Here is a 25,974-nt window from a genome sequence, read left to right on the forward strand (position 1 = left end):
TCCGCCATGAAGAACTCCAGGCTGCCGCCCTTCACGCTGCCGCTCCTCGCCCTCCCGGTTGCCGCCGGCTGTACCGGGGAGGCGCCGGAACGGCCGGTCCCCGTCGCGGACATGCAGGAACTGATGGTCTCCGTGATGGAGCCCGCGGCGGAGGCCTACTGGGACGGGGTGGGCGAGGTCCTCACCGAGGAGGGCGTGCACCAGTTCCGGCCCCTGACCGAGGAGGACTGGACCTCGCTCCGCAACGCCGCGTTCGTCCTCGCCGAGTCCGGGAACCTGATGATGATGGACGGCCGCGCGCGCGACCGCGGCGACTGGATGGCCCACTCGCGGACGATGGTCGAGGCGGGCCGCCTGGCGCTGGACGCGGTGGACCGCCGCAACCCGGACGCCGTGTTCGACGCCGGCGCGGAGGTCTACTACGCGTGCCGCGACTGCCACGCCCGGTACGCGGCGGAAACGCTCAGGCCGAGCGATCCGCGCGCTCCCGGACCTGAAGAAGCTCCGGATCCCGGCGCGCCCGAGGCGGACGCGACGGACGGCGGCGACGGACGCTAGACCTTCCGACCCATGGAACGATTCCTCGAGTGGCTGGGGAGCACCCCCTGGAGTGTCGCCCTGCTGGAATCCACCCTCGCGTGGCCGCTCATCGAATCCTCCCACGTCCTCGCCGTGGCCCTCTTTTTCGGCACCGTGATGATGAACGACCTCCGGCTGCTGGGCTGGACGATGCGCCGCGTGCCGGTGTCGGAGGTCACGGGCCGGCTGCTCCCGTGGACCCGGATCGGCTTCACGATCATGGTCGTCACGGGGCTTCTCATCTTCTACTCGAACCCGGTCCGCTACTACCACAACATCTTCTTTCGACTGAAGGTGATCCTGTTTGTGGTGGCGGGACTCAACGCCTTCCTGTTTCACCGGGGGATCCACCGCCGGGTGATGGAGTGGGAACGCCTGCCCGTGCTTCCGGGACGGGCGCGGGCGGCGGGCGCCATCTCGCTCGCGGCGTGGGCGCTCATCATCGTGGCGGGCCGACTCATCGCCTACAACTGGTTCGACTGTGACATCCCGGGACAGCCGGGCTGGGTGAACTGGGCGGCGGGCTGCCCCGTGGCGGGGGACTGATGGGCGGGCGTCAGTTCGCGCCGGAAGCGTGGCTCCCCTTCTTCGAGCGGCTGGAGACCACGGCCATCGGGACGGCCGTGCGCGAATCGATCTGGGCCTTCCCCATCATCGAGGCGGTCCACCTGCTGGGGCTCGGGCTCCTGGGCGGGGCGGTGCTGCTCGCCGATCTCCGGCTCCTGGGGACGGGGCTCACACGGCAGCCGATCGCGAACGTCGTGCGGCACGCGCGCCCGTGGCTGCTCGCGGGGGTGGCGCTGATGTTCCTGACCGGGATCCCGCTGTTCCTGTCGGAAGCCGTGAAGTGCTACTACAACACGTCCTTCTGGGTGAAGATGATCTCGCTCCCCGTGGCGCTCGCGTTCACCTTCGCGGCCCGGAGGTGGGTGGCCGTCGCGGCGCCGGCGCGAGCGAACTGGCGCACGCGGCTCATCGCCGCGATCTCGCTGGGCTTGTGGTTCACCGTGGCCGCCGCCGGACGCTGGATCGGCTTCTCCGCCTGAACCGCGCCTCAACGCCTGTCCGGAGGCTCCACCCGCATCAGTATATCGGCGTCCCTGCTGACGGTAGCGGCCGGAACCCACGCGGCCATGTCCCTGGAGGGAAGCGCGTAGTCCTCGGCCACGGACATGTCCACGACCCACCCCAAATCGGCGAGCGCACCCAGCGTGATGGCCGAAACGACGGTCAGTTCCTCGCCCGGGCAGTTGCCCCGGGTCATGATCTCGCCGCACAACACGCTCCGCCAATGCCCACCCGCATCGGCATCCTCGGCGGGGTCGTTCGTCACCGGCACCTTGCCGCCGGTGTAACCGCTCCCGCCGGCCGCGTCGAACGCGGCCACGGCGTTCGGCCCCGGGAAATGGGTATCCACTCTCCTCGTGTCGCTCGGGACGTTCACGAGCCGCACGTCGCCGGAGTACCAGTACGTGCCGATGCCGAACACGTGGCCCAGTTCGTGCAGCATCACCTCGTAGGTGAAGTTGTCTGGAACGCGGCCGAACGGCGCCACGTACGGACGGTCCCGGGTCCAGTAGATGCCGCCGCCGGGGTGGTAGAACCCGCCACCTCCTCCTCGGTTCAGACGGGGACCGCGCGGTCCGCCGCACGCGAGACCCGGGCATTCTTCGCCGACCCCGTCGAACACGAACACCGTGAAGTCCTCGGGGCTGGTGTTGTCCTTCAATGCGGCTTCGTAGAAGCCCACCGCGTGATCGAACATCACCCTGGCGCACGGCGACCAGTCGTCCGGTTCGTCGTACACCAGTTCGACCTGAAACCCCGTGGAGGCGCGGTCGTGGAGGGGGCGGTGCTCCAGTTCCGGAGCGTAGCAGTCATCGACCGCGGTCAGCATCCGCCCCGTGCTCAGCTCGAACGCGGATGACAGCGCCCGGTAGTGCAGGTACCGCCGCCCGCGCCCAACCGCCGTGATCTCCAGCTCACCGCTATCGTTCTGCCTGAGGTCGAGGTTGGGGGGACCACTGACCGGGATCTCGCCCACATGGAACTCGTCGACCGGGAAGGCGCCCAAGTGAAACTCGTAGGAGATGTCGGCGCCCGCGCGCGAGGTGAACCAGTTGAGCGGCGTGGACGCACGCTCCCCTATGTCGTCCAGGGTGACGCCCTCAGGCACCCTCCCTGGCGCCGCAGCGGTGTCGAGGGCGGTGGGGAGAATCACCACGAGGCTGTCGGCCGCCCTCCCCGCCCTTGCGGTCACCGTGAGAATCTGCGCCTCGGCGGGAGTTCCCAGGTCGAAGATAGTCCAGAACCGGGGACTCTCCCGTTGCAGCCATATCTGTCTCAGGCTGTCGCCGACCAGCGTGCGATACGTCACTTCCTCCGTGCCCGTAGTGAACCTTACGGTCGGCTCCACACCGGAAACGACGTTCCCGTCCTCCTGCCGGGCCGTGACGCGGATTACCGGGGACGTGAGGCCGGGACGGATGATCAGCGTGTCCGTGCTCGCCCACTCGTTGAAGTCGAGCTCGACGCCGCTGAGGTAGTCCTGGATGATCTTCCGCGTCTCGATGACCACGCTTGCCGCGATGGGTGCCGGCGGAGGCGCCGCGGGAGGGGTGGGCTGCGGCGCGGGGTCCAGCGTGTCGTCCCCGCCGCAGCCGGCAAGAAGGACGGCGACGCAGGCGCCCAGCCGACGTGGTCCCTTCATGGCGCGCCGGGCGAGAGGGAGGACCGGCGCGCTAGTCGTGCTCCTCGAGGATGCTGTGGCTCGTGACCTCCACGATCTCGCCCTCCCAGCCAGGCGGCGGCTGGCAGGGGTTGGCGTCGTAGGCGGGATCGTTGGGTCGCGGCGCGCCGCCGGGAGGGGCGCCGGCGCCGGATGAGCCCATGAAGAACTTGCTGCCGTCGGTGAAGGTGACGTCGCGGCCGTTGGCGCGCTTGAGCGAGTGGTCCTTGGCCTGGTAGCCGTCCACGATGAGTTCGGTGCCGGGCGCGAGGCAGTCCCGCTGGAGGCCGCGGCGCAGGAGCGTGTTCGGCGTGCCGCCCTCGACCATCCAGACCTCGGATCCCGCATCGGTTTCCACCTCGAGGTGGATCCACGTGTGCGGGTTCACCCATTCGAGCCGCACGACGGCGCCCCGGAGCCGGATGGGAGCGTTCCGGTCGAACTCCGCCCCGAAAGCGTGGTGCGCGATCAGCGGCGCCGCGGCGGCGAGCGCGACCCCGCCCGCCAGGAGGTACAGAGGCAGCTTCCTCATCGATCTCACCCGTTTCTCAACCCACAACCCGGCGCCACGACGCCGGCCTTGCATTCGCCCTCCAAGGTAACAGCCGCCGGGGAGTCCCCGCGACGGGCCGGCGACCCGTGCTAGCGCTCCTGGGCGCGGGCGCCGCTGAGGACGTTGGAGAGGGCGTAGTTGCCTTCGTGGCAGGCGTACTCGTAGAGCTGCCCGTCGAGGCGCGTGAAGGGCACTTCCCCGCCCCAGCTCTCGACGAAGGTGTCCGGATCCTCGACGGTGAACTCGTAGTGGATCGTGTGCTCGTCCGCGCGCGTGAAGCGCTCCGTCACCGTCATGTTCTCCGAGCCGGGGCCGAACAGGTAGACGTACGCCGCCATCTGGTCCGGATTCAGGTTCGTCGTTCGGACGACGAGCGTGTCGCCGGCCCAGCGGCCCCATGATTCGCCGAACCACGGGCGCACGCCGTCGGCAGTCGGCATCGGCTCGCCCATGCGGATGATGCGCACGTCGTGCACCATCTCCGTCAGAATCATGATGTGCTCGGGCGTCTGCACGATCGTGTAGTTGTTGTTGTAGAAGTAGTTCGGCAGCATCGGCGGGCCGGCGTTGGAACCGAAGGAGAGGATGCAGCGCTCGCCGACGGGCCGGTTCTCGGGGTTGTCGAACTCGCCCGCCAGCCGCCCGTAGGCTTCGAGTCGACGCCGTCGGCCCTCGGGCGTGAGATCCGGGATGCGACCGTCTTCCGGGTACGTGAGGAGCGAGCTTCGGGGTTCGCCGTTGAACACCGCGACCCGGTCGCCCGCGTCGATCCAGAAGTAGTTGTAGCCGCCGACGCCGCCGGCTGCGCCCGTGGAACCGTCCCCTCCGACCGGCGGGGCTTCGCGGTCGGGGTCGCTCGGCGCGTTGCGGTCGTCGATGAACTCCTGGCGCCGCCCCTCGCGGACGGCGACCTCCTCCGCCGTGAGCACGAGCGCCTCGCCCTCCGGGCGCTGCAGCGGCGTCATGGTCCCGTTCGTCCAGTCGCCCTGGAGATCGGGATGCCCGTCGGCAGTCCGCGGGACGACCCATCCATCCCCGTCTCCCCGCGGATCGCCGCCGGTCCCGCCGCAGGCGGCAAGAGTGACGGCTCCGATCAGGGCCCCGAGCGGAAGAACGGCGGGAAATCCGCCGGGGCGTCGGCGGCGAATCAGGCGTCCTGGCCCTGACGCGGGAGTTGCCACCGGCTGCCCCCGGCTACCGGATCGGGTTCCTGCGGAGGTGGCCGTACATCAGCTCCTCCACGAAGGGGACGCACTTGAACTGCCCCAGCCGCGCGTCGGGATCCACGTTCCGGTAGAGCGGCAGACGGATCGTCCACGGCTCCGAGAACGTCTCGGGGTCCTCCATCGTGGCCTCGTACATGAGGTGGTCGGGCCCGAGCATCGTCCACCGTTCCGTGACCGTGAGGCGGTAGCTGTGGTGGTTCCCGGCCCGGTCGAACCAGGTCTGGCCGTTGAACCCGTTCACGGTGACGACGAAGGTGTCCTCCTCCCAGCGTCCCACCGACTGGCCCATCCAGGAGTCCACCTGCGGGGGCCCGGGGTCCTCGAGATAGATGTCCCGCACCGCCCCGGCGTACTCGTAGGCGATGAAGAACTTCGACTCGCTCTGGAAGATCTGAAACGGGAGGTGCATGTAGTTCGCGCGCGGGACGCCCGGCAGGTAGCAGCGGATCTCCGGGTCGCGCTCGAGCCAGCGCGCACGGTTCTCGTCGCGCCGCTCCAGGGCTTCCGGGAGGTAGGGGATGCGCCCGCCGACCACGATGCCCTGCCCGGACGGCACGGATCCGACGGCTCCGAGCGCGACGACCTCGTTGGCGGGGACGGGCACGACGGGGCCTTCCTGCATGGCGAGCGCGGGACGTGCCATGTGGGGCTCGATGTCCCAGTACGCGTTTCCGAGCGCCGCCCAGATGCCGTTGAAGTCGGGACGTCCCGAGGCCGTTCGCGGCATGTCGTCGTTCGGCGCGCAGGCGGCAACCGTCCCCAGCCCCAGAGCGAGAAGGGCCGTCAGGACACGGCTCCCGTGACGGGGGTTTCGCTCCGCGCGACACCACTCGCGCCTCCTCGGGAAGTTCGCCATCGGCACCGACCTCCGTTTTGACCGTTCCGTGCGCGTCGGGTCGAAACTGCGACGCGCCCCATTCTCTGGCCAGATCGACAGCTCGGAGGCAGATTTCAAGCCGGGGTCGACGCAGGGCGGGGTGCGGGCGGCGCAACACTGAACGACCGGGAGGAGACATGAAGAACCCGCGCGTAACCGGACTGGCACACCTCACCGCACTGGGGGCCGCCTTCCTCGGCATCGCGGCCTGCGGCGCGGAGGACGCCGCGGAAGACGAGATGATGGATCCGGCCGAGGTCACGGATCCGGCGGCCGCGGGTCTCCCGAACCCCACGCCCAACGTCATCAAGGACTGGGCCCAGCTTCCGGATGGGCGTGAATGGGGCTCGACGGCGGGCGTCGACATCGACCCCATCGACGGTCACATCTGGGCCTACGACCGCTGCGGCGGGATCGCGCTCGCGGGGGGGTGCGCCGAGAACCTCGTCGACCCCGTCGTCAAGTTCCACCGCGAGACGGGCGAGGTCCTGGCCAGCTTCGGGGCCGGCCTGTTCGTGCTGCCGCACGGCATCCACGTGGACGCCGACGGCAACGTGTGGATCACCGACTCCATGGGCACGCTCGACAAGGGGCACACGGTGGTGAAGTTCTCGCCCGAGGGGGAGGTGCTGATGACGCTCGGCGTGCCGGGCCGCGTGGGCACCGAGCCGGGCTATTTCAACCAGCCGTGCGACGTGATCACCGCCCCGGACGGCTCCATCTTCGTGTCGGACGGTCACAGCGGGCAGAACGCGGACCCGCCGCCAGGAGCCACCGGCCGCATCATCAAGTTCTCGCCCGAGGGCGATTACATCATGGAGTGGGGCGTGATCGGAGACGGACCGGGCGAATTCCGGACGCCGCACGCGCTGGAGTTCGATTCGCAGGGGCGGCTGTTCGTAGCGGATCGCGGGAACCACCGCATCCAGATCTTCGACCAGGAAGGGAACCTGCTCGATACCCATTACGAGTACGGCCGGGTGAGCGGACTGTTCATCGACGACGAGGACAACGTGTACGCGATCGACTCGGAGTCGAACCCCAACACGCACTCCGACTGGCTGACCGGTGTCCGCATCGGGCACGCCTCGGAGGATGTCGTCACGGCATTCATCCCGCCGCACGAATCCGACGATCCGCAGGGCGAGGCGGGCGAGGGTGTCGCGGTCGACGCCGACGGCAACGTCTACGCCGCCGAGGGACCGAACTCGCGGGCCGCCGCGGAAGGCGGGCTCACAAAGTACACGCGCAACTAGCGAGACACGCGGCACGACGCTGGCTGCGGGATTGATGCAGGGATACTGCGGGAGAGAGAGACGATGAGACGATTCGGCATGGGGATGGCGGCGGGCGTGTTGGCCCTGGCCTTCGCGGGCTCGGCCGCTCTCGCTCAGGAACTCAACGAAGTGTGTCCGGATTCGCCGGACATGACGGGGGCCCTGTGGGGGCTGGTCTCGGACGGGGACACGCAGATGGGGCTGCCCAGCGCCACCGTCGTCGCCACCTGGGAGAAGGACGGCGAGTCGGGGCAGATGGAGGGACAGACCGCGCTGGACGGCAGTTACACGCTCTGTTACGTGCCGCTCGGCGTCGAGATCTCGGTTCAGCCGGCGTTCATGGGCACGGGAGGGGCCGCGGCGACGGCCAACCTCACGGAGCAGATCACGCGCATGGACCTCACGTTTTCCCTCTCCGCCGTCGGTGGCGGCGGGGGCGGCGGGGACGACGACCGCATCTGGGCCTGCTTCGGCGGCACGACGGACAATCAGATCAACCTCCAGAATTCGCGGCTCATTCGCTGCGACCCCGGCTGGGAGGGAATCGACCGCTGTCCGAAGGAGACGGAACACGGCCAGGTGCAGGCGCAGATGGCGGGCGGCGGGAGCGGGCAGTTCCGCGAAGCGCTCGAGAGACTCGTAGCCGACGCGAAACGGACGGGCGCGAACGCACTCATCAACTGGCGGCGGAGCGGAAACTCGCTTACCGCCGAGGCGGTCACGATCTCCGTCAATCCCACCAGCTGCCGCTAGGGAATCGGGCAGCGTCGGGGCGGGCTCCGGACCGTGAGCCCGCCCCGACGCCTTCCGGCTAGGGTCGCCGCACGCGGATCGGGAAGGGCGGGCGCTCGGGCGTCGCCACCGGTGACGCCTCCAGTTGCTCCAGCACGACCTCGATCGCCTTCTCCAGTTGCGGGTCGACACCCGCGATCACGTCCGCCGGCCACTGTTCTACTTCGATGTCCGGCGGCACGCCCACGTTCTCGACGATGAACCCGTCCTCGGTCCAGATCGCGAGGTTCGGCGCCGTGATCGACCCGCCGTCCATCAGGACCGGGAAACCCAGGACGCCGACGAGCCCGCCCCAGGTGCGGCGGCCGATGAGCGTGCCCATCTCGAGCTTCCGGAACATCCACGGCAGCATGTCCCCGCCGGAACCTGCCGTCTCGTCGATGAGCATCACCTTCGGGCCCGGGATCGCGCCCTGCGGCGTGACGAGGTCGGCCCCGTACCGCATCGCCCAGTGCGACATGTACGGCCGACGGAGGATGTTGATGTAGTAGTCCGCGATCTGGCCGCCCCCGTTGTGCCGCTCGTCGATGATCACGGCCTCCCGGTTCGTCTGCGGGAAGAAGTAGCGCTTGAAGTACTCGTGTCCGGCGCCGGCCGTGTTGGGCACATACACATAGGCGACGCGGCCGTCCGTGGCTTCTTCGACCCGGGCGAGGTTGCCCTCCACCCAGTCCCGGTTCCGCAGCGCGCCCTCGTTCGCCACCGGCACGACGTCCACGGTGCGGGAACCCGTCCCGTCGGGCGACGGGCCGACGGTGATCGAGACGATCCGGCCGGCCGTGTTCTCGAACCGGCTGTAGAGGTTCTCCGGCGCGGATAGCGCGACCCCTTCGACCGCGAGCAGGTATTCGCCCGTCTCGACCTCGACCCCCGGCTCCGTGAGCGGGGACCGGAGTCCCGGATTCCAGTTGAGGCCGCCGTACACCTTCTCGAACCGGTACCGCCCCTGGTCGACGACGAAATCCGCGCCGAGGAGGCCGCCCGGCACGTCGTCCGTCTCGTGCAGGAAGTCGCCGCCGCCGCCGCGGTGGTGCCCCACCGCAATCTCGGAATGGAGCCACGTCATGAGCCGGTTCAGGTCGGCCCGCGAGGTGAGGTGGGGCAGGAACGCGGCGTACTTCTCCTTCAGGGCGGGCCAGTCCGCGCCGTGCATGTTGGGGTCGTAGAAGTAGTCGCGGTTGATCCTCCAGGCCTCATCGTAGATCTGACGCCACTCGGCCCGCGGGTCGATCCTCACCTGAACGTCGGCGACGCGGAGCCGGTCCGCGCCGGATCCGATGTCCGTCCCGCCGGCGTTGCCGATGAACCAGCCGCCGGACGTCGCGTACAGCACGCTCCCGCGGTCCGCGGACAGGTCGTAGAAGCGCGTGCCGCCGACCACCGTCGCCGCTTCGCGGTCGGCGAGGGAGAAGCGGTGGAGGCTGGGACCCGCACCGGGGCTTCCGAATCCGCTGGCCGTCTCGCTTCGGACGTAGAAGAGCTGGCCCGGGTCGCCGGGCTGCAGGTTCGCGTAGCCGGCTTCGGGCACCGGCAGAGCCAGGATCCGCTGGTCGAGTCCGTCGAAGTCGATGCGGACCGTGACCTCTTCCCCATCGTCGGCCCCCACGGCCGCCGGTTCCGCCTCGTCCCCCGCCTCTTCGTCGCTCTCCTTCGCGAGCGGGGACGGCGTGCCCTTCTCGAGCACCGCGAGATAGATCGCGTTCGTCATCTCGAAGTCGTTGTTCGACTGGGCGAACCACTGGACGACGGGGCCCGCGTCGGTGGAGGACGTCAGATAGAGGTACTTGCCGCCGGCGTCGAAGACGGCCTCGGACACGTCGCTGAGTCCGTCCGTGACCGCCCTCGTCTCGCCCGTCTCCAGGAGGTGTACGTAGGCGGTGCGGATGTTGGTCTCGTTGTTGCGCGTGTAGACGAGCCAGCGGGAGTCCGGCGACCAGGCGTGCGAGGGCGGGGGCAGCGGGCCGTACATCACGTCGGCATCCACGCGGTGGGTGTCCCCGGAAGTGAGGTCGATCCAGTACACGGCCCGCGAGTTGTCCGTGTAGCTGATCTTCGTGCCGTCGGGCGACCACACCGGGTCCACGTAGAACCCGGCGCCGTCCAGGTCGTAGCCGCGCGCCTTTTCCCCACCCGACTGCGGAGCCACGTACAGCCGGTACTCGCCCGAGGCATCGGAGAACCAGGCGATCGACTCTCCGTCCGGCGACCAGGCGGGGCTCCGCTCGTGGGCGGCAGTCGACTGCGTGAGGTTGCGGTCGTCCCCGTTGTCGCGCGGCAACGTGACGATCTCGCCGCGGAACTCGAAGGCGGCGCGGGTGCCGGAGGGCGAGAGGCTCGCGTTGCGGACGAAGTTCTCGCCACTGGCGTAGCGGGGCCGCACCTCCAGGAGGTCCGTCGCGATCCGCACCGGCACCGGGTGGCTCGCGCCCGAGCCGGGATCGAGCAGGTGCAGCCGCCCCGCCTGCTCGTAGGCGATCCGTCCGCCGCCGGCCGACGCGTTCAGCACCGGGAAGTCCTCGTGCGCCGTGATCCGCGTGACGTGCCCGGTCCCCGTGTCGTAGGCGTGGACGTTGAACTCCCCGTCGCGGTCCGAGCGGAAGTAGACGCGGTCCCCGATCCACATGGGGTCCGTGTCGTTGGAGCGACCCTCCGGCTGCGGAATCTGCACGACGGAATGGTCCGCCACGTCGTAGATCCAGATCCGCGTCGTCGTCCCGCCCCGGTAGTTCTTCCACTGCGTGAAGGCTTCGTACAGCGGCGTGTAGGCGATCTTCGCGCCGTCCGGCGACCAGGTCGCCTTGAACGCGTGCGGAATGGGCAGCTGTTCGGGGTGTCCGCCGCTCGTCGCAACCGTGAACAACTGCGCATGGCGGCCCGTATAGGCGTTGCGCCCCGAAGAAAAGAGCACCGCCGATCCGTCGGGGGTGAAGCTCTGGACGACATCGGCTCCCGGGTGCCAGGTGAGCCGCGCGGGCACACCCCCCTCCGCGGGCACGAGAAAGACATCGGTGTTCCCGTCGTATTCACCGCTGAACGCGATCCATTCGCCGTCCGGCGAGAAGCGCGGGTTGAACTCGACGCCGACGTGCGAGGTCAGCCTGCGCGGTGAACTGCCGTCGATTCCCGCGGTCCACAGGTCCCCGGCGTACGCGAACGCGATCCGGTCGGCGCTCACCGCGGGCTGCGCGAGCATGAGGGTGCCGGTGGCGTCCTGTGCCCAGGCAGGACGGAACGAGGCCGCGAGGAGCATGGCCGGGAGGAGGAGCGAGCGTGCCTTCAAAGGTACCTTCATCAGATCCTTCGCAATCTGGGGTGGACTTGAGTCGAGCCGTGAACGCTGTCTGATTGTACGCCTGATTGTACGTTCGCAGACGTCGAAACCGGTATTGGCAGCTGGCCGTACCGATCCCGTATCGGCCCCGCGTTGACCCTTTTGTGCGGTTGCCCCCGCGAGTCGGGCCTCCTTACCGTTTCCAGCGCGAGCGTCGTTACCCGCTTCGAACCCACCCCGGAGTTATCCAATGAACACGCGTTTCGCTTGCCGTCTCCGTCGCACGCCCGGCTCCGCTGCTTCCGCGCTCTGCGCCGGACTTCTCGCCCTGTTCGCGGCCGCGGACGTCGCGGCTCAGAGCACCGAACTCGAGGTCGGCCGGACGTTGTCGGGCACGCTCGCCGCAGGCGACACGGCGCGCTATACGATCGAGGCGGACGAGAACGACTTCGTCCTCGGCGAGGTGGACCAGGTTTCCGTCGACGTGACGGCGCGCGTCCTCGACCCCGGGGGGACGCAGGTCGGCCGCTTCGGCGGACTGGGGCGCGGCGTCGAGCGCTTCGGCGGGCGGACATCCGGCGCGGGCATCCACACGCTGGAACTGATCGTTGCGGGGGACGACCCGAAGGCCGGCGGGCGTTACGAGATCACGCTGCTGCGGCACGAACCCGTCGCGACGGACCCGGAGGCACTCGCCGACCAGATCATGTCGCGTTTCGACGGTCCGCATTCTCCGGGAGGCGCGGTGCGCGTGTGGCGCGACGGCCGCACGCTCTTCTCGAAGACCTACGGGATGGCGAACCTCGCCTACGGCCTCCCCTTCGAGGAAGACACCCGGACGAACATCGGCTCGACATCGAAGCAGTTCACGGCCTTCGCGATCATGCTGCAGGCGGAGCGCGGGCTCCTCTCCCTCGATGACGATATCCGCAAGCACATCCCCGAACTCCCGGAGTTCGATCAAACGATCCGGGTGAAGCACCTGGTCACGCACACGTCGGGCCTGCGCGAATTCCTGAACCTGCTCCGGATGACGGGACGCCGCCTCGACCACGGCGACTGGATCGACCGCTCGGAACTCATCGACATCGTGCAGCGGCAGCCCGCGCTCCAGAACGAGCCCGGCGCCGAGTGGAACTACAACAACACGGCGTTCGGCCTCGCGGCCGTCATCGTCGAGCGGACCTCCGGGCAGGACTTCCCCGTCTTCATGCAGGAAAACGTGTTCGGACCGCTGGGGATGACGGGGACGATGGTGCGCCCGTCCACACGCCACATCGTCCCCAACATGTCCGAGGGCTACACGCCGGGACCGGACGGGTACCGCCAGATCGGAGACCTCGGCGGCGCGGTCGGGGCGGGGGCGATCTACAGCACGATCGGCGACCTCCAGACGTGGGCCGAGAACTATGCGAACCCGCGGGTCGGCACGCGGGAGAGCGTCGACGCGATGACGACGTCGTTCGTCCTCAACGATGGCGAGGAGACGGGGTACGGGTACGGCCTTTCGGTCGGCGAGCAGGGCGGACTGAAGCGCGTAAGCCACGGGGGCGCGGACGTCGCGCACCGCTCGATGTTCGTCTACTTCCCCGAGATCAATGCGGGCCTCACGACCCAGAGCAATCACGCCCAGTTCGACAGCGGCGTCGCGTACGAACTCGCCGCGGCGTTCTTCAGGGACGCGATGGAGGAGGAGGACGAGGCTGTCGCGGCGGCTGCCGGCGAGTTCGATCCCGCCGACTACGACCCCGGGGACTTCGACGACTTCGTCGGCCGCTATTCGCTGGACGCGGCGCCGAATTTCATCCTCACCTTCACGCGCGAGGACGACACGTTCTACGCGCAGGCCACGGATCAGCAGCGGCTCGAGATCGTCCCCACGTCCGACTCGACGTTCCGCCTGCTCGCCGTCGAAGCTTCCGTCACCTTCCTGCGGGATCCGGAAGGAGATGTCGAGGGGCTCACGCTGCACCAGAACGGGGACAACCACGCCACCCGCCTCGGGGATGACGAGGCCCAGGGATGGGAGCCGACGGCGGAAGACCTCGCCGACTTCGCCGGACGCTTCTTCAGCGACGAACTCGAGACGTTCTACTCCTTCACCGTGGAGGATGGAACGCTCGTCCTGCACCAGCGCCGGCTCGACCGGGCGGAACTCGAACCCGGTGAAGAGGATCAATTCTCGGGCGGCGGACTGTCGTTCGCCTTCGAGCGGGACCGCAACGGACAGGTGATCGGCTTTTACCTCTCGAACGTCCGCACGCGCGACGTCCGCTTCGGTCGCGTGCGCTGACAGAATCCGGGGTTCCGCTTAGCTTGTAGCGGAGGGATGCCGGCAGTTTCAACCGAAAGGCGGGAGGCGTTCGCGATGACGGGATTCGGAGTTCGTTTCGGTCGTAATGCTGGGCGGGGAACCTTGCTGCTGGCGGCGGTCATCGCGTTCGGGGCTCTCCCCGGCGCCGCGTGGGCGCAGGGTCGAATCGCGGGCGCGGTCACGGATGACGCCACGGGCGCACCCCTGGCGGCCGTGCTGGTCGAGGTCGTGGACGCGCAGGGCGCCGTGGCGGCACAAGCCACCACGGGCCCGGGCGGCACCTATGTCATCGACGGCGTGTCGGCCGGATCGTATTCGATTCGGTTCACCGCGCCGGGCTGGGTGACCGTCGTCATGGAATCGCAGGCCGTCGCCGCCGGCCAGTCGACGTCCGTCTCGACGACCATGACGCAGCAGTCGTTCGAACTCAACCCGCTTACGGTCACTGCCTCCCGCACGCATGAAAAGGTGCTGGAGGCGCCGGCGGCGGTGGAGGTCGTCTCGACCCGCGATCTCGAAGAACGCCAGGTGACGTCTCCGATCGAGCACGTGGAGCACCAGCCCGGCGTGGACGTGGCCCGTACGGGGATTCGCGGCCGCGCCGCGGTGCTGCGCGGCTTCAACAACATCTTCTCCAGCCGCACGCTGTTCATGACGGACAACCGGATCGCGCGCGTGCCTTCGCTCCGGGTGAACATCTTCTACCTGAACCCGGCCTCGGACCTCGACATGGACCAGGTCGAGACCGTCCTGGGTCCGGGGTCCGCCCTCTACGGACCGAACGCGGCGGGCGGCGTCGTCCACTACCTCACGAAGTCTCCCATCCGTTCGCCGGGAGCCAGCTTCTCGGTGGGCGGCGGCCTGCGGCAGCAGGGCAACACGCCGGGGGTCGGCAGCGGCCCGATCCAGGGCGAAGACGCCGGGTTGTTCCAGTTCGATGGGCGCATCGCGGTGGCTCCAAGCGACAAGTTCGGGTTCAAGATCTCGGGCCAGTACTTCGACGCGACCGAGTACGTTTTCAACGATCTGGTCGAGGCGCAGGTGGGGGGCGCGGGGCAGGCCTGCATCGGAGCCGGGTTCGACCCCACATCGCCGGCCTGCCAGCCGTTCACTTCGGGACTCGACCTGACGAATCCGACGGATCAGGGCGTGCTGGCCCAGTCCGCCCGGAATGCGGCCATGGGGCGCGATGACGGGCACCGGAACTGGGGCGTGGACGCGCGCATGGACTTCGAGCCGTCGCCCGGGACTTCGCTCATTCTGGCCGCGGGGCGAAACGTGGCCGCGCAGGCGACGGAACTCACCGGGTTGGGCGCGTCCAACGTCACCAACTGGGGCGTCACCTACGGACAGGCACGGCTGCGGCACAAGGATCTGTTCGCGCAGCTCTTCTACAACTACAACACGAACGACGAGACCTTCCTCCTCCGCTCGGGCCGGCCGCTGTTCGACAATTCTTCCCTGCTGGTGGGACAGATCCAGCACCAGTCACGGATCGGCTCGGCGCACCGGCTCATCTACGGGGTCGACTACCTCGGGACGAACCCGGACAGCCGGGGCACGATCAACGGGCAGTTCGAGAACGACGACGAGACGACCGAGGTCGGCGGCTACGTCCAGTGGGAGTGGGCGCTGAGCCCGAAGTTCGAGCTCACGGGCGCGTTCCGGTACGACTACAACAGCAGCCTGACGGATCCGGTCTTCTCCCCGCGCGCGGCGCTCGTGTACAAGCCGGATGCGGCGAACTCGTTCCGGGTCACTTTCAACCGGGCGTTCTCTACGCCTACCTCCACGAACCAGTTCCTGGACATCTCCGGGGGGACGATCCCGATCCCCGGCCTGCCGTTCCGGTACGACCTCCGCGCGACCGGCTCCGCCGGCAACGGGCACATGTACATGCGGGATTCGAATGGGATCCCGATGCATATGTCGCCTTTCAACGTGCTGGGCGGGGGCAGTGCGCGGCAGTTCCTTCCGTCGACCACGGCCCAGCTTTGGAGCACGGCGATAAACACGCTCGGCGCTGTGGCCGGGGGCGATCCTCAGCTGGCACCGCTGGCGGCACTCCTGCCATTGATCCCCGTCCCCTCGCAGGACCAGGTGGGTATCCTGGCCCTGCTCCTCGACGTGGAGGCGGCGGGAGGCGGCGCGCCGCCCGCAGGCTGCGTGGCTCCGCCGTTCTGTCAGGCGGTCGATCTCGCCGCTCTCCAGGACATCGAGGCGCTCGGTCCGACGGTCAGCAACACGCTCGAGGTGGGCTACAAGGGGCTGTTCGGAGACCGAGTGTCGTTCGGGGCCAACGCCTGGTTCACCCGCTACGACAGCTATATTGCCCCCCTGCGGCTGCTCTCGCCCAACCTCTTCCTGAACGGCGCGCAGTTGCGACCGTATCTGGAAGGCGTGTTCCGGCAGTTCGTCGGCGTGGCCTTCCCAAACGAGGCCGTCGCGCTCGGTACGGCCCAACTGGTCGCGGATCTCGCCGCACAGGTTCCTCTGGGAGCTGTGACTCCCACCAGTGCCGGCGGCACGACATCCGCCATGGTGCTCGGATACCAGGATGCCGGCGGGTTCGACGTAATGGGGGGCGAGTTGGGCGCCGGCTTCGCCCTGAGCGACCAACTGGAGATGGCCACATCCCTGTCGTTCATCGACAAGAATACCTTCGAGACGGCGGGCGAACTCTTGAGCGAGGTATCGTTGAATGCGCCGACGGTGCGCGGGACCGCGTCGCTCACGTACCGGAACGACGATTCGGGGATCAACGGCGGCCTGCGCTTCCGGGCGCAGAACGGCTATCCGTTCAACTCCGGGCCCTGGGTGGGCGACGTCGACGCCATCACCACGCTGGACGCGAATTTCGGCTTCCGCGTGCCGGGGTACGAGGATCTCTGGTTCCAGGTGGACGTGTCCAACGTCTTCGACAAGGCGTACCAGAGCATGCTCGGGGCGCCGGCGATCGGGCGCGTGATACTCGCCCGCATGCGCTGGGACTTCAGCCCGTTCTAACCGGCCGACCGGGTGTGTGAGGGGCCGGCGCCGACGGTGGTGCCGGCCCCTCATCGATCTGCCGGGACCCCCGCGGGGAACCGGATGCCGGGGGTGGGGCTCGAACCCACACGGGGATGGACCCCTTCGGATTTTAAGTCCGATGCGTCTGCCAATTCCGCCACCCCGGCGCGCGTGCCGCATCGGAAAGCTAACGCCTCGCCCGCACCCGGGCAGAAGAACCGCCTCCGCTTGCGGGTGAGGTGGCGCGGGGCCCAGCATGGACGGGACGATTTCGCCCGGAGGCCATCATGAATCGATTCCTGAAGCGACGCGCCGCGGTCCGCACGTTCTCGCGTCTCGGCGCGCTGTCGATCCTGCTCCTCGTCCCCGGCCACGCGTTCGCGCAGGCGCACCCGAACCCGGCCACGCCCGACTCCCTGCGCCAGATCCAGACGATGGAGCCGCGCATCGGACCGCCCGGCACCGAGGTCAGCCTCTACACCGAGAACATCCCGCTCCAGGCGAGGGTGGTCGTCGGCCTGGGAGCCATCGGCACGGGCTTCGAGGAACTCGGGACCGGCGACCAGGGTGAGTTCGGCGAGATCGGAGCCACGGTGAGCGTGCCGGAGACCGCGACGTGGGACCGCGCCGTCGTCTTCATCATCTTCAACGGGAACTTCGCGCCCACGGGGCTTTCCGACCCCTTCCACGTGACGGATGAGGCGGGCCGGATTCAGCGCACCGGCACGATCGCGGGGCAGGAGAACGGTTGTGTGACGTTCGAGGACCGGGACGGGTACTCCTACACGCTGGCCGGCGACCTGGGAGACGCCGCGACCGGGGACTACCTCATCGTCGAGGGGGCCGCGTCGCGTTCGGTCGCCTGCCCGCACGCGGACACGATCGAAGTCGACCGCATGGAGGAAACGGAACCGTTCGAGCGCCCCCGCCCGGAGCCGTTCCGCTAGGGTAGCGGCCGTTTCCTCGCCGGCGCCGGGCGCTTCAGCGCCGGGACGAGCCGGTGACTTCGACGAGGAAGATGACGAGCAGCGTGATCAGGACGGGGATGGCGAGGAGCCATTCCTGCAGTTCGGGCATCGCGTCTTCTCCTTATCGTTTGCCGGTGCTGCCGAGTCCGCCGGCGCGATCCGTCGAGATCGCGACCGGCCCCTCCTCCCAGCGCGCGACCCGGTATTTGTGGAGGACGACCTGGGCGATCCGTTCGCCGTGTTCGATCCGAATGGGGTGCGGCGCCGAGTTGAGGACGAGGACGAACCACTCGTCCGGATAATCCGCGTCCACGGTGCCCGGCGCATTCGGCACCGTGAGCCCGCGCTTCCAGGCGAGCGACGACCGCATGCGGATCTGCGCTTCGTAGCCGTCGGGCAGCCGGGCGCGAAAGCCGGTGGGCACGAGCGCCCGGTCGCCGGGTTCGAGGGCGATCGAAGGGGCGCCGTTCGCCGTGGAGGTCGCGGTCACGGAGATGGTCTCGCGGTTGGCCCCCCGATGGACCCGAACCGGTCCGCACGTGAGATGCGCCCGGATGTCGTAGCCGGCCGACTGCCTCGTGGCTCGCGTCGGAACGCGAACGTCTTTCGCCAGCTTCTCGAAGATGACGCGGGCGCCGTCGGCGTCGGACAAAACCCCTCCCCCACCTGTCTGATCGTTCAGCGGAACCGACGTGCCCATTCTGCGGCGGCGGACATGAATCTGTCGAGATGCTTCCCGGTGGCTTCGTCCGCCAGTTCGAGGTCGTCGTCGAACACGGCGCCCGCTCCCGAGAGCAGAACTCGCGGCTGCGGCATCACGTGGGCGTTGAGTCCCGCGAGCGACTCGCGCAGAGAGCGCTGGGCCAGCGCCGTCCCCAGCCGGCCCGGCGTCGCCCCCATGATCGCGACGGGCTTCCCGTCCCACGCCTGCGGACGCGGGGGCCGCGACCCCCAGTCCACGGCGTTCTTGAGCACGGCCGGCAGACCCCCGTTGTACTCCGGCGTCACGAGCAGCACCAGGTCCGCGGCGTGAACCGCAGCCTTGAATTCCGCCACCTCGTCCGGATCGCCCGCGGCCTCCACGTCTCCGTCATAGAACGGCAACCGCGACGGATCGAAATCCCGGATCTCGATGCCCTCCGGCGCCCGCGCGATGGCGGCCCGCAGAAGCGCCCGATTGAACGACCGCCGGCGGCAACTGCCCGCAACGGCAAGCAGGGAGATATGATTCATGGGACGGGAGAGTGCATGGCGGCGGCACGACGCGCAAACCGCAATGTGCCCGAGGGCCAAGGTCAACGTTCCCGGGAGTCGTCCGATGAGGAAGCCGTCGTTCATTACCGCCGCGTTCCGCGCCGTCCCCCTGTACGGTCTCTCCGTCGCCTTCCTCCTCCCTGCCGCAGGAGGCGTGCGGGGTCAGGAGAACGAAGGTCGGAACGAGAACCTGCCGCTGCCCGTCGATCGCACCGTCGCCATGGACATGACCGAGGGGAGCTGGATTTCTCTCGACGTGAGCCCGGACGGCGAGACGATCGTCTTCGACTACCTCGGCGACCTCTTCACCATCCCGATCGGCGGCGGGGATGCGACGCAGCTCACCTCGGGGATGGCCTTCGACGCCCAGCCCCGCTTCTCGCCCGACGGCGCGCGGATCGTCTACACCTCCGACTACGACGGCGGGCAGAACATCTGGATCCGCTCGCTCGACGGCTCCGACACGACGCAGATCTCCCGGGGGTCGGCCAATCGCGCCGAGTCCCCCGAGTGGCTCCCGGATGGGGACTACGTCGTCGCCTCGATGGGCGGCTTCCGCGGGGGCGGGCTGCCGAAGCTCAAGATGTTCCACGTGGACGGCGGGAGCGGCATCCAGCTCGTCTCGGAACCGGACAACCTCAAGATGCTCGGGGCCGCGGTCTCCTCCGACGGCCGCTACATCTGGTATGCGCGGCGGACCGGGGACTGGACCTACAACGCGCAGTTCCCGCAGTACCAGCTCGAGGCGTACGACCGGGAGTCGGGCGAACGATACACCCGCTCCTCCCGATACGGCTCCGCGATCCGGCCCGTGCTCTCGCCCGATGGACGCTGGCTCGTGTTCGGGACGCGGCACGAGGCACACACCGGGCTCTTGATCCGGGACCTCGAGAGCGGTGACGAGCGCTGGCTCGCCTATCCCGTCCAGCACGACGACCAGGAGTCGCGCGCCACGCTCGACGTGCTCCCCGGCATGTCGTTCACCCCGGACTCGCGGCACCTCGTCGCCTCCTACGGCGGGAAGATCTGGAAGCTCCCGGTCGAGGGGGGCGAGGCGGAGGAGATTCCCTTCCGCGTCCGGTTCGACCTCACGCTGGGGCCGCGGGTCGACTTCGACTATCCGATCGAGGACACGCCGACCTTCACCGTGCGCCAGATCCGCGACGCGGCGCCCTCCCCCGCCGGGGACCGACTCGCCTTCACGGCGCTGGACCGCCTCTGGTTGTCGGGCGCCGACGGCTCGAACCCCGAACGCCTCACGGACGCGGACATGTCGGAGCACTTCGCGACCTGGTCGCCGGACGGCGCGTGGATCGCGTACTCGACGTGGGACGGGAACGAGGGGCACCTGTACAAGGCGAGGAGCGACGGCGGCGGGGATCCGGTGCGTCTCACGCGCGACGCGGCGACGTACTTCGCCCCCGCGTGGGGGCCGGGCGACCGGATCGTCGCCGTGCGCGGCCTCGTGCGGGCCTATGAAACCCAGGGCGAGGGCGGCGCGCCGGGCACCGAGATCGTGTGGGTGTCCGCCGACCCGGACGGCTCCGATGGGGGGCCGGCGACGCTCATTGCGCCCACGGACGGACGCGCGAACCCCCACTTCGTGGAGGAAAACGACCGCATCCATCTCTTCCGTTTCCCCGACGCCCTGGTCTCGATTCGCTGGGATGGGACGGACGAGAAGGAGCATGTGAAGGTGCGCGGGCCCACGCCTCAGGGTTCGACGCAGGGCCTGTCCCCCTCGACCATCGAGATGGCGCCGCGCGGCGACCAGGCGCTCGCCGAGATTCAGCGCGAGATCTACACCGTGACGGTGCCGCGCGTCGGCGTGACGCCGACGATCAACGTCTCGAACCCGGACAACGCCTCCTTCCCCGCGCGCCGCGTCACCGATATCGGCGGCGAGTTCCCGGCCTGGAGCGGCGACGGGCGCACGGTGCACTTCTCGCTCGGCAACGCCCACTTCTCCTACGACCTCGACGCCGCGCAGGCCTACGAAGACAGCGTGGAGGCGGCCGAAGCCGCCGAAGATGTCGATGAGACGGACGAGGAGGCCGGAGCGGACGAGGAAGAAGAGGAGGAGGAGACCGAACCGGAGGAGGAGGACGAGGGCTACCGCGCGGTTGAACACCGCATCCTCATCGACGCGCCGCGCGACATCCCCGCGGGCGTTGCGGTGCTCCGCGGCGGACGCGCGATCACGATGAACGGCGACGAGGTCATCGAGAACGCGGACATCGTCATCCGGAACAACCGGATCGAGGCGGTGGGCGCGAGCGGTACGGTCGCCGTGCCGGAAGATGCCGTCGTCTTCGACATCGGCGGCCGGACGGTCGTGCCGGGGTTCGTCGACACGCACGCGCACCTGCGGGCGCGCGACCAGCTCCACCGCACGGACGTGTGGCCCTACCTCGCCAACCTCGCCTACGGCGTGACGACGACCCGGGACCCGCAGACCGGGAACACGGAGGTGCTCTCCTACGCGGACATGGTCCGGGCAGGGAGCATCCTCGGGCCGCGCGTCTACTCGACGGGGCCGGGCGTCTTCTGGCAGGACGGGATCGACACGGAGGAGGAGGCGAGGGATGTCCTCTCCCGCTACGCCGACTACTTCGATACGAAGACGATCAAGATGTACGTGGCCGCGGCGCGAAAGGGGCGGCAGCACATCATCATGGCGGCCCGCGAACTCGGGCTCATGCCGACGACGGAGGGATCGCTGAACCTTCGGCAAAACCTCACGGAAACGTTGGACGGATACCCGGGGCTCGAGCACTCCATCCCCGTCTTCCCGGTGTACGACGACTACGTGCGGCTGTTCGCCGAGACGGGTCGGGTCTACACGCCGACGCTGCTCGTGTCGTACGGAGGCCCGTGGGCGGAGAACTACTTCTATTCGCGCGAGAACCCGCACGACGATCCGAAGCTGCGCCGCTTCGTCCCGCACGATGAGGTGGACTCGCGCACGCTGCGCCGGCCGCAGTGGTTCCGCGAGGACCAGCACGTGTTCGTGCGGCACGGGGAGTTCGTCAGGAACCTCGTCGACGCGGGCGGCAAGGCGGGCGTGGGGAGCCACGGCCAGTTGCAGGGACTCGGCTACCACTGGGAGCTGTGGGCGATGGCCGCCGACGACATGGACGAGCACGACGCGCTGCGCACGGCGACGATCTTCGGCGCCGAAGCGATCGGGCTCGACCGGGATCTCGGTTCGATCGAGGCGGGCAAGCTCGCCGACCTCGTGATCCTGACGGCGAACCCCCTCGACAACCTGCGCAACACGAACGCGATCGAGCAGGTGATGCTGAACGGGCGCCTGTACGACGCGGATACGCTGGACGAGATCCATCCGCGGCAGCGGCCGCTGGCCCCGCTCTGGTGGTGGGACGACGAACCGGAGGGGCTCCCCGGCGTAACGTCCCGCTGAGGAGAAGGCGGATCGGTGCGGAGCGGCTACGACTTCGTCATCGCGGGCGGGGGCGTCGTCGGCGCCTCTATCGCCTTCCACCTGGCGGAGCTGTCGGACGCCTCGGTCGCCCTCTTCGACCGGGGAGAGATCTGCAGCGGGGGCACGGGCCGGTCGTGCGCCATCATCCGCAGCCACTACTCGGTCGCGAGCAACACCGCGCTCACGCTCCGGAGTCTCGACGTGTTCCGCGATTTCCGGGAGGCGCTCGGCGAGGACGACGTGGCGTGCGGCTTCGTGAACTCGGGCTACCTCATCCTCGCGGGGCCCGGAGCGTTCGCCGACCGGCTGGCCGACAATCTCGCCCGGCAGCGGGAGCTGGGCGCGGACACGTCGCCCATCGACCGGGCGGAGGCCCGCGAGCTGCACCCCTGGCTCGAACTGGGGGACGTGTCCGCGATCGGCTGGGAGCCCGCGTCCGGCTACGCCGACCCGATCGCGACAACCCTCGGGTACGTCACGGCCGCGCGGCGGCGCGGGGTCGCGGTGTTCGAGCACACGCCCGTGGAGCGGCTGCGGCTCGCGCCGAACGGCCGTCCCGCCGCGAGTCGCGTGACCGGCGTGGCCACGCCCGGCGGAACCGTGGAGGCCCGGTATGTCGTGAGTGCGGTGGGGCCCTGGACTCGCGGACTCTACGCCGACTCGAGCCTGTCGGACGATGCCGTCGAAGCCCTCCGCTTGCAGGTGTCGCGACACGTGGTGCTGACGTTCGGCGGCGCACCTTCCTATGGTCCTGAATTTCCGATTGTCAAAGACCTTACCGTCGATAACAAGATGTATTTTCGACCTGCCGATGGCGGTGTCGTGCTCGTGGGGACCGGAGACTTTGGAGACCCGCTGGAGGATCCCGACCGCATGACCGCGACGGCTCCGCGCGACCTCATCTCCCTGCAGCGGACGCAGATCGGAGCCCGCATGCCGGCCTTCGAGGGGGCGCGCCTCACGGACTCATGGGTGGGGCCCTACGACATCACGCCGGACTGGAATCCGGTGCTGGGTCCCGCGCCCGGCGTGCCCGGTCTGTACCTCGCCTACGGCTTCTCCGGGCACGGGTTCAAGATGGCTCCGGCGATCGGGCGCTGCGTGGCGCAATCGCTGCTGGGCGAGACGCCCGACGTCGACCTCGCGTCGTACCGCCCGGAGCGCTTCAGCGAAGAAGCGCTACTCCTGGGGGCCTACGGCGCCGGATCCATCTCGTAGCCCGTCGTGATGCTCGGAAGCGTGCCCGTCTTCGTGGGGAAGGTCTCCGGCGGGGGCCACCGCGGGAGCGAACAGGGGGGCAAGCGCAAGGAGGCCGACGACGCTCATGCCCCGCCAGACTCCCGCCGGCGGCCTGGGCGAACCGGGTTCGTCCAGCAGGCGCCGCACGCGCAGTTCCAGTTGCGAGCGGCGCCGGCCGATGCAGGGGACGGGGATGCTCCGGTCGCGCCGGACGACCCACCCGGCCACTTCGGTCAGACAACTCGCCATCGCAAAACGGTCTTCGAGCTGGCTGGCCGCCCAGTCGTCACACTGCTCCTCGGCGGCGAGGCGTACCTCCCGCACCGCCAGCCGGATGAGAGGCTGAAAGAAGAAGACCGCCCGGAGGACGTTCAGGATCCCCAGCCGGATCGTGTCGCGGCGCCGATGGTGCGCGACCTCGTGGCCCAGGAGCGCGGTGAGTTCGCCATCGTCCAGTTCGTGGAAGGCCCGAACCGGCACACAGACCTCGCGACGGGGGCCGGCGCCGAGCGCCAGCGGCGAACCGAGCGCGTGGGACTCCGTCAGGCGCGGGGGCGAGTCCAACGCCGCTCTGCGGCTGAGCGCGGCCAACGCCCGAGAGGCCCGCGGGTCCGTCACCGACTCGCGATGCCGGAGGCGGACCCGGAGCACCGCCAGCCGCAGGAAGTACAGGGCGAGCAGACCGGCGGCGAGTGCGAGCCACGCGGCGCCGGCGGGACCGTACCAGCCCGGGCTGACCGCGGCATCGCTGTGGGCCGCTTCGCGTTCGCTGTGAGCCGCTTCACCCGAGCCGCCGACCTCTTCGCCCGTGCGCAGGGGGATGGGCGCCACGACACCGCCACGGTCGTGCTCACCGTGCTCGCCTTCGGCGTCAGGTGGCTCCGCTCCGCTGACGAAGCCCGGCACCGGAAGCCGCCAGATCGCCGCCTCCGGCGAGACGAACGCCCGGGTGGTCGGCGTGATGAGGCTCGCGGCGAGCGCCGTGCACCAGATCGTTTCCTTCAGACGCGGATGCGTCCGGGGGAAGAGGCGCAGAGCGGCCCAGGCAAGGCCGCACCACAGCGTGCTATGCACGAGGAACGCGAGCAGCCACGCCATCATCCCGTTCAACCCGCTCCCCCCTTCCTCTTCCTGGCGACGAGAGCCCTGAGATCATCGAGGTCGTCGACATCGACTTCGCCGGACTCGATCAGGTGGTTGACCAGCGCCGCGCTGTCGCCGGAGAACAGCCGCTGCACGAGGTCACCGACCATCCCTTCGCGAACATCCGTCTCGGCGATCTCGGGCCGGTAGATGAACTGTCGGCCATTCAGTCGGTGGCTCACGCACCCGTACTCCTCGAGCTTGCGCAGCATCGTCTTGATTGTCGTGACGGCGAGCCCGCGCTCCTCGAAGAGTGCCCTGTGGACCTCGATCGCCGGGGCTTCGCCGCGCTCCCAGAGCACGCGCATGATGGCGAGCTGCAGATCTCCGAGTTGACGTTTCCGTTTCATGGCTGGGCTCTTGAGTACGGGACTTGGCGATTACCTGGATAGTCATACCCATCGACCCCGGATTCCGACAGGGGTGCCCGATGCGGACGGTGTATTGACGCGCCAACCGCGAGGCGGGTCACTCGGTGGACGCGGCGAAGACGGATGCGAGGCTATCGCGACCTCGCCTTCAGCTCGGTCTCGAATGCGTGCATCTCGCCGCGCAGGATCCGGAGCTGGTTGTACAGCGGACGGTAGGCCGCGTCCTGTGGACGGGCTCCATCGCCGCGGGCTTCGCCAACTCCGTGCTCGCCGCCCTCGCGACCGCCGTGCTCGCCGGGGCCTTCGCGGCCGCCGTGGCCTTCGCCGCCCTCCTCGCCTCCGGCGCCGTGCCCTCGCTCGATGCCGGCTTCGGGATGGCTGATCCAGGAACTGAACTCCTCGCCGAACGTACCGAGCTCGACGGGGACCGTCTGACCCGGCGCGACGTCGACGCGCTTCGTCGGCCCAAGTTCCGTGCCGTTGTCCAGGTGGATCTCGACGCGCACCTGCGACAGGGTCGTGGCCGTCGTGTTCGTGACCGAACCCGCGAAGACCTGCGTATTGGGGTTGAACGCGAGGACGAGGCGGGCACCGTTCGCGAACACCTCGTCCTGCCTCGTCATCTTCGCGAGGTAGGCGCCGCCTTCCTCGCGGCCTTGCCGGCTTGCCGGCGAACCGGCTTGTGGGCCGGCCGGATCGGCGCTGAGCCCCGCGAGCACGCGCGTCTCGCGGAGCGCGGCGCGCGCCTGTTTCACCATCTCGTAGAGCGCGTCCGCGTCCGCGCTGTTCCCGACGGCCTGCAGCTCCGGCCGCTCCTGCACCGGGGGCGCATCGTCCCCCCCGCCGCCCACCAGCGCGGGCCCGCCTACTCCCGCGGCGCCGAGCAGCATCAGCGATACGATCATGATCTTCATCGCAATTCCCTTCT

The 25,974-nt window shown here is 69.1% G+C and carries 20 protein-coding genes and 1 tRNA gene; 10 read left to right on the top strand and 11 right to left on the bottom strand.

The features are described from left to right. Positions 1-6 precede the first annotated feature (6 nt). Genes ACOGI9_RS07200 through ACOGI9_RS07210 form a run of 3 tightly spaced genes read left to right on the top strand, consistent with a single transcriptional unit; the run spans position 7 to position 1,625 of the window. Complete coding sequence (locus tag ACOGI9_RS07200) at positions 7-558, top strand: hypothetical protein (protein WP_419859185.1); 552 nt, start codon at positions 7-9, stop codon at positions 556-558. 12 nt (positions 559-570) lie between these two features. Continuing rightward, a complete protein-coding gene (locus tag ACOGI9_RS07205) occupies positions 571-1,125 on the top strand; it encodes a DUF6644 family protein (protein WP_419859186.1) in 555 nt (184 codons plus the stop codon). Further along, positions 1,125-1,625 (top strand): DUF6644 family protein, encoded by a 501-nt coding sequence (locus tag ACOGI9_RS07210; RefSeq protein ID WP_419859187.1) that lies wholly within the window; start codon positions 1,125-1,127, stop codon positions 1,623-1,625. Before ACOGI9_RS07205 ends, ACOGI9_RS07210 begins: the two co-directional genes overlap by 1 nt. 8 nt (positions 1,626-1,633) lie before the next feature. Here ACOGI9_RS07210 and ACOGI9_RS07215 read toward each other — a convergent pair whose 3' ends face one another. The 4 genes from ACOGI9_RS07215 to ACOGI9_RS07230 form a co-directional block, all read right to left on the bottom strand. Continuing rightward, positions 1,634-3,289, bottom strand: a complete 1,656-nt coding sequence (locus ACOGI9_RS07215) for a hypothetical protein (protein WP_419859188.1) — start codon at positions 3,287-3,289, stop codon at positions 1,634-1,636. Between the two features lie 31 nt (positions 3,290-3,320). Further along, positions 3,321-3,839, bottom strand: a complete 519-nt coding sequence (locus tag ACOGI9_RS07220; protein ID WP_419859189.1) for a DUF6152 family protein — start codon at positions 3,837-3,839, stop codon at positions 3,321-3,323. 110 nt (positions 3,840-3,949) lie between these two features. Next, the gene (locus tag ACOGI9_RS07225) at positions 3,950-4,825 is read right to left on the bottom strand and encodes a hypothetical protein (RefSeq protein WP_419859190.1); all 876 of its coding nucleotides are present in this window, start codon (positions 4,823-4,825) and stop codon (positions 3,950-3,952) included. A gap of 229 nt (positions 4,826-5,054) precedes the next feature. Continuing rightward, positions 5,055-5,813 (bottom strand): hypothetical protein, encoded by a 759-nt coding sequence (locus tag ACOGI9_RS07230; protein ID WP_419859191.1) that lies wholly within the window; start codon positions 5,811-5,813, stop codon positions 5,055-5,057. A gap of 287 nt (positions 5,814-6,100) precedes the next feature. On the opposite strand from ACOGI9_RS07230, the gene ACOGI9_RS07235 reads away from it, so the two are divergent. Both ACOGI9_RS07235 and ACOGI9_RS07240 read left to right on the top strand, forming a co-directional pair. Then, complete coding sequence (locus tag ACOGI9_RS07235) at positions 6,101-7,219, top strand: peptidyl-alpha-hydroxyglycine alpha-amidating lyase family protein (protein ID WP_419859192.1); 1,119 nt, start codon at positions 6,101-6,103, stop codon at positions 7,217-7,219. Between the two features lie 63 nt (positions 7,220-7,282). Further along, positions 7,283-7,993 carry a hypothetical protein gene (locus tag ACOGI9_RS07240; protein WP_419859193.1) on the top strand — a complete coding sequence of 237 codons (711 nt, stop codon included), beginning with the start codon at positions 7,283-7,285 and terminating at the stop codon, positions 7,991-7,993. 58 nt (positions 7,994-8,051) lie between these two features. On the opposite strand, the gene ACOGI9_RS07245 is transcribed toward ACOGI9_RS07240, so the two are convergent. Further along, the gene (locus ACOGI9_RS07245; RefSeq protein ID WP_419859194.1) at positions 8,052-11,324 is read right to left on the bottom strand and encodes a S41 family peptidase; all 3,273 of its coding nucleotides are present in this window, start codon (positions 11,322-11,324) and stop codon (positions 8,052-8,054) included. 229 nt (positions 11,325-11,553) lie between these two features. Between ACOGI9_RS07245 and ACOGI9_RS07250 the strand changes: the two genes are divergently transcribed. Next, positions 11,554-13,596, top strand: coding sequence for a serine hydrolase (locus tag ACOGI9_RS07250; RefSeq protein ID WP_419859195.1), 2,043 nt, complete (start codon positions 11,554-11,556; stop codon positions 13,594-13,596). Positions 13,597-13,719: 123 nt separating this feature from the next. Further along, a complete protein-coding gene (locus tag ACOGI9_RS07255; protein ID WP_419859196.1) occupies positions 13,720-16,623 on the top strand; it encodes a TonB-dependent receptor in 2,904 nt (967 codons plus the stop codon). A gap of 85 nt (positions 16,624-16,708) precedes the next feature. On the opposite strand, the gene ACOGI9_RS07260 is transcribed toward ACOGI9_RS07255, so the two are convergent. After that, positions 16,709-16,793 (bottom strand) — tRNA-Leu (locus ACOGI9_RS07260). Between the two features lie 120 nt (positions 16,794-16,913). On the opposite strand from ACOGI9_RS07260, the gene ACOGI9_RS07265 reads away from it, so the two are divergent. Beyond that, on the top strand, positions 16,914-17,573 hold the full coding sequence (locus tag ACOGI9_RS07265) for a hypothetical protein (protein ID WP_419859197.1): 660 nt from the start codon (positions 16,914-16,916) through the stop codon (positions 17,571-17,573). 142 nt (positions 17,574-17,715) lie between these two features. Here ACOGI9_RS07265 and dut read toward each other — a convergent pair whose 3' ends face one another. Then, entirely contained in the window at positions 17,716-18,246 is a 531-nt protein-coding gene (gene dut / locus ACOGI9_RS07270; protein WP_419859198.1) for a dUTP diphosphatase, read from the bottom strand. Positions 18,247-18,272: 26 nt separating this feature from the next. Continuing rightward, on the bottom strand, positions 18,273-18,827 hold the full coding sequence (locus tag ACOGI9_RS07275; RefSeq protein WP_419859199.1) for an NADPH-dependent FMN reductase: 555 nt from the start codon (positions 18,825-18,827) through the stop codon (positions 18,273-18,275). Between the two features lie 85 nt (positions 18,828-18,912). On the opposite strand from ACOGI9_RS07275, the gene ACOGI9_RS07280 reads away from it, so the two are divergent. Together ACOGI9_RS07280 and ACOGI9_RS07285 are read left to right on the top strand one after the other, a co-directional pair. Next, positions 18,913-22,272, top strand: a complete 3,360-nt coding sequence (locus tag ACOGI9_RS07280) for an amidohydrolase family protein (protein ID WP_419859200.1) — start codon at positions 18,913-18,915, stop codon at positions 22,270-22,272. A gap of 15 nt (positions 22,273-22,287) precedes the next feature. After that, positions 22,288-23,511, top strand: a complete 1,224-nt coding sequence (locus tag ACOGI9_RS07285) for an NAD(P)/FAD-dependent oxidoreductase (protein WP_419859201.1) — start codon at positions 22,288-22,290, stop codon at positions 23,509-23,511. On the opposite strand, the gene ACOGI9_RS07290 is transcribed toward ACOGI9_RS07285, so the two are convergent. The 3 genes from ACOGI9_RS07290 to ACOGI9_RS07300 form a co-directional block, all read right to left on the bottom strand. Continuing rightward, entirely contained in the window at positions 23,473-24,633 is a 1,161-nt protein-coding gene (locus ACOGI9_RS07290) for a M56 family metallopeptidase (RefSeq protein WP_419859252.1), read from the bottom strand. The genes ACOGI9_RS07285 and ACOGI9_RS07290 overlap by 39 nt on opposite strands. A 5-nt stretch (positions 24,634-24,638) precedes the next feature. Then, complete coding sequence (locus ACOGI9_RS07295) at positions 24,639-25,025, bottom strand: BlaI/MecI/CopY family transcriptional regulator (protein WP_419859202.1); 387 nt, start codon at positions 25,023-25,025, stop codon at positions 24,639-24,641. Positions 25,026-25,177: 152 nt separating this feature from the next. After that, entirely contained in the window at positions 25,178-25,960 is a 783-nt protein-coding gene (locus ACOGI9_RS07300; RefSeq protein ID WP_419859203.1) for a hypothetical protein, read from the bottom strand. Positions 25,961-25,974 lie beyond the last annotated feature (14 nt).

Source organism: Candidatus Palauibacter irciniicola, assembly GCF_965208695.1.
GTDB classification, from domain to species: domain Bacteria; phylum Gemmatimonadota; class Gemmatimonadetes; order Palauibacterales; family Palauibacteraceae; genus Palauibacter; species Palauibacter irciniicola.

Bases quoted from the DNA above. Each gene is read 5' to 3' on its own strand.
- ACOGI9_RS07265 (WP_419859197.1), top strand. From the start codon at position 16,914: ATGAATCGATTCCTGAAGCGACGCGCCGCGGTCCGCACGTTCTCGCGT.
- ACOGI9_RS07225 (WP_419859190.1), bottom strand. From the start codon at position 4,825: ATGACGCCGCTGCAGCGCCCGGAGGGCGAGGCGCTCGTGCTCACGGCG.
- ACOGI9_RS07275 (WP_419859199.1), bottom strand. From the start codon at position 18,827: ATGAATCATATCTCCCTGCTTGCCGTTGCGGGCAGTTGCCGCCGGCGG.
- ACOGI9_RS07245 (WP_419859194.1), bottom strand. From the start codon at position 11,324: ATGAAGGTACCTTTGAAGGCACGCTCGCTCCTCCTCCCGGCCATGCTC.
- ACOGI9_RS07200 (WP_419859185.1), top strand. From the start codon at position 7: ATGAAGAACTCCAGGCTGCCGCCCTTCACGCTGCCGCTCCTCGCCCTC.
- ACOGI9_RS07240 (WP_419859193.1), top strand. From the start codon at position 7,283: ATGAGACGATTCGGCATGGGGATGGCGGCGGGCGTGTTGGCCCTGGCC.
- ACOGI9_RS07280 (WP_419859200.1), top strand. From the start codon at position 18,913: ATGAGGAAGCCGTCGTTCATTACCGCCGCGTTCCGCGCCGTCCCCCTG.
- ACOGI9_RS07220 (WP_419859189.1), bottom strand. From the start codon at position 3,839: ATGAGGAAGCTGCCTCTGTACCTCCTGGCGGGCGGGGTCGCGCTCGCC.
- ACOGI9_RS07205 (WP_419859186.1), top strand. From the start codon at position 571: ATGGAACGATTCCTCGAGTGGCTGGGGAGCACCCCCTGGAGTGTCGCC.
- ACOGI9_RS07295 (WP_419859202.1), bottom strand. From the start codon at position 25,025: ATGAAACGGAAACGTCAACTCGGAGATCTGCAGCTCGCCATCATGCGC.
- ACOGI9_RS07230 (WP_419859191.1), bottom strand. From the start codon at position 5,813: ATGCCGCGAACGGCCTCGGGACGTCCCGACTTCAACGGCATCTGGGCG.
- ACOGI9_RS07215 (WP_419859188.1), bottom strand. From the start codon at position 3,289: ATGAAGGGACCACGTCGGCTGGGCGCCTGCGTCGCCGTCCTTCTTGCC.
- ACOGI9_RS07250 (WP_419859195.1), top strand. From the start codon at position 11,554: ATGAACACGCGTTTCGCTTGCCGTCTCCGTCGCACGCCCGGCTCCGCT.
- ACOGI9_RS07300 (WP_419859203.1), bottom strand. From the start codon at position 25,960: ATGAAGATCATGATCGTATCGCTGATGCTGCTCGGCGCCGCGGGAGTA.
- ACOGI9_RS07290 (WP_419859252.1), bottom strand. From the start codon at position 24,633: ATGATGGCGTGGCTGCTCGCGTTCCTCGTGCATAGCACGCTGTGGTGC.
- ACOGI9_RS07235 (WP_419859192.1), top strand. From the start codon at position 6,101: ATGAAGAACCCGCGCGTAACCGGACTGGCACACCTCACCGCACTGGGG.
- ACOGI9_RS07210 (WP_419859187.1), top strand. From the start codon at position 1,125: ATGGGCGGGCGTCAGTTCGCGCCGGAAGCGTGGCTCCCCTTCTTCGAG.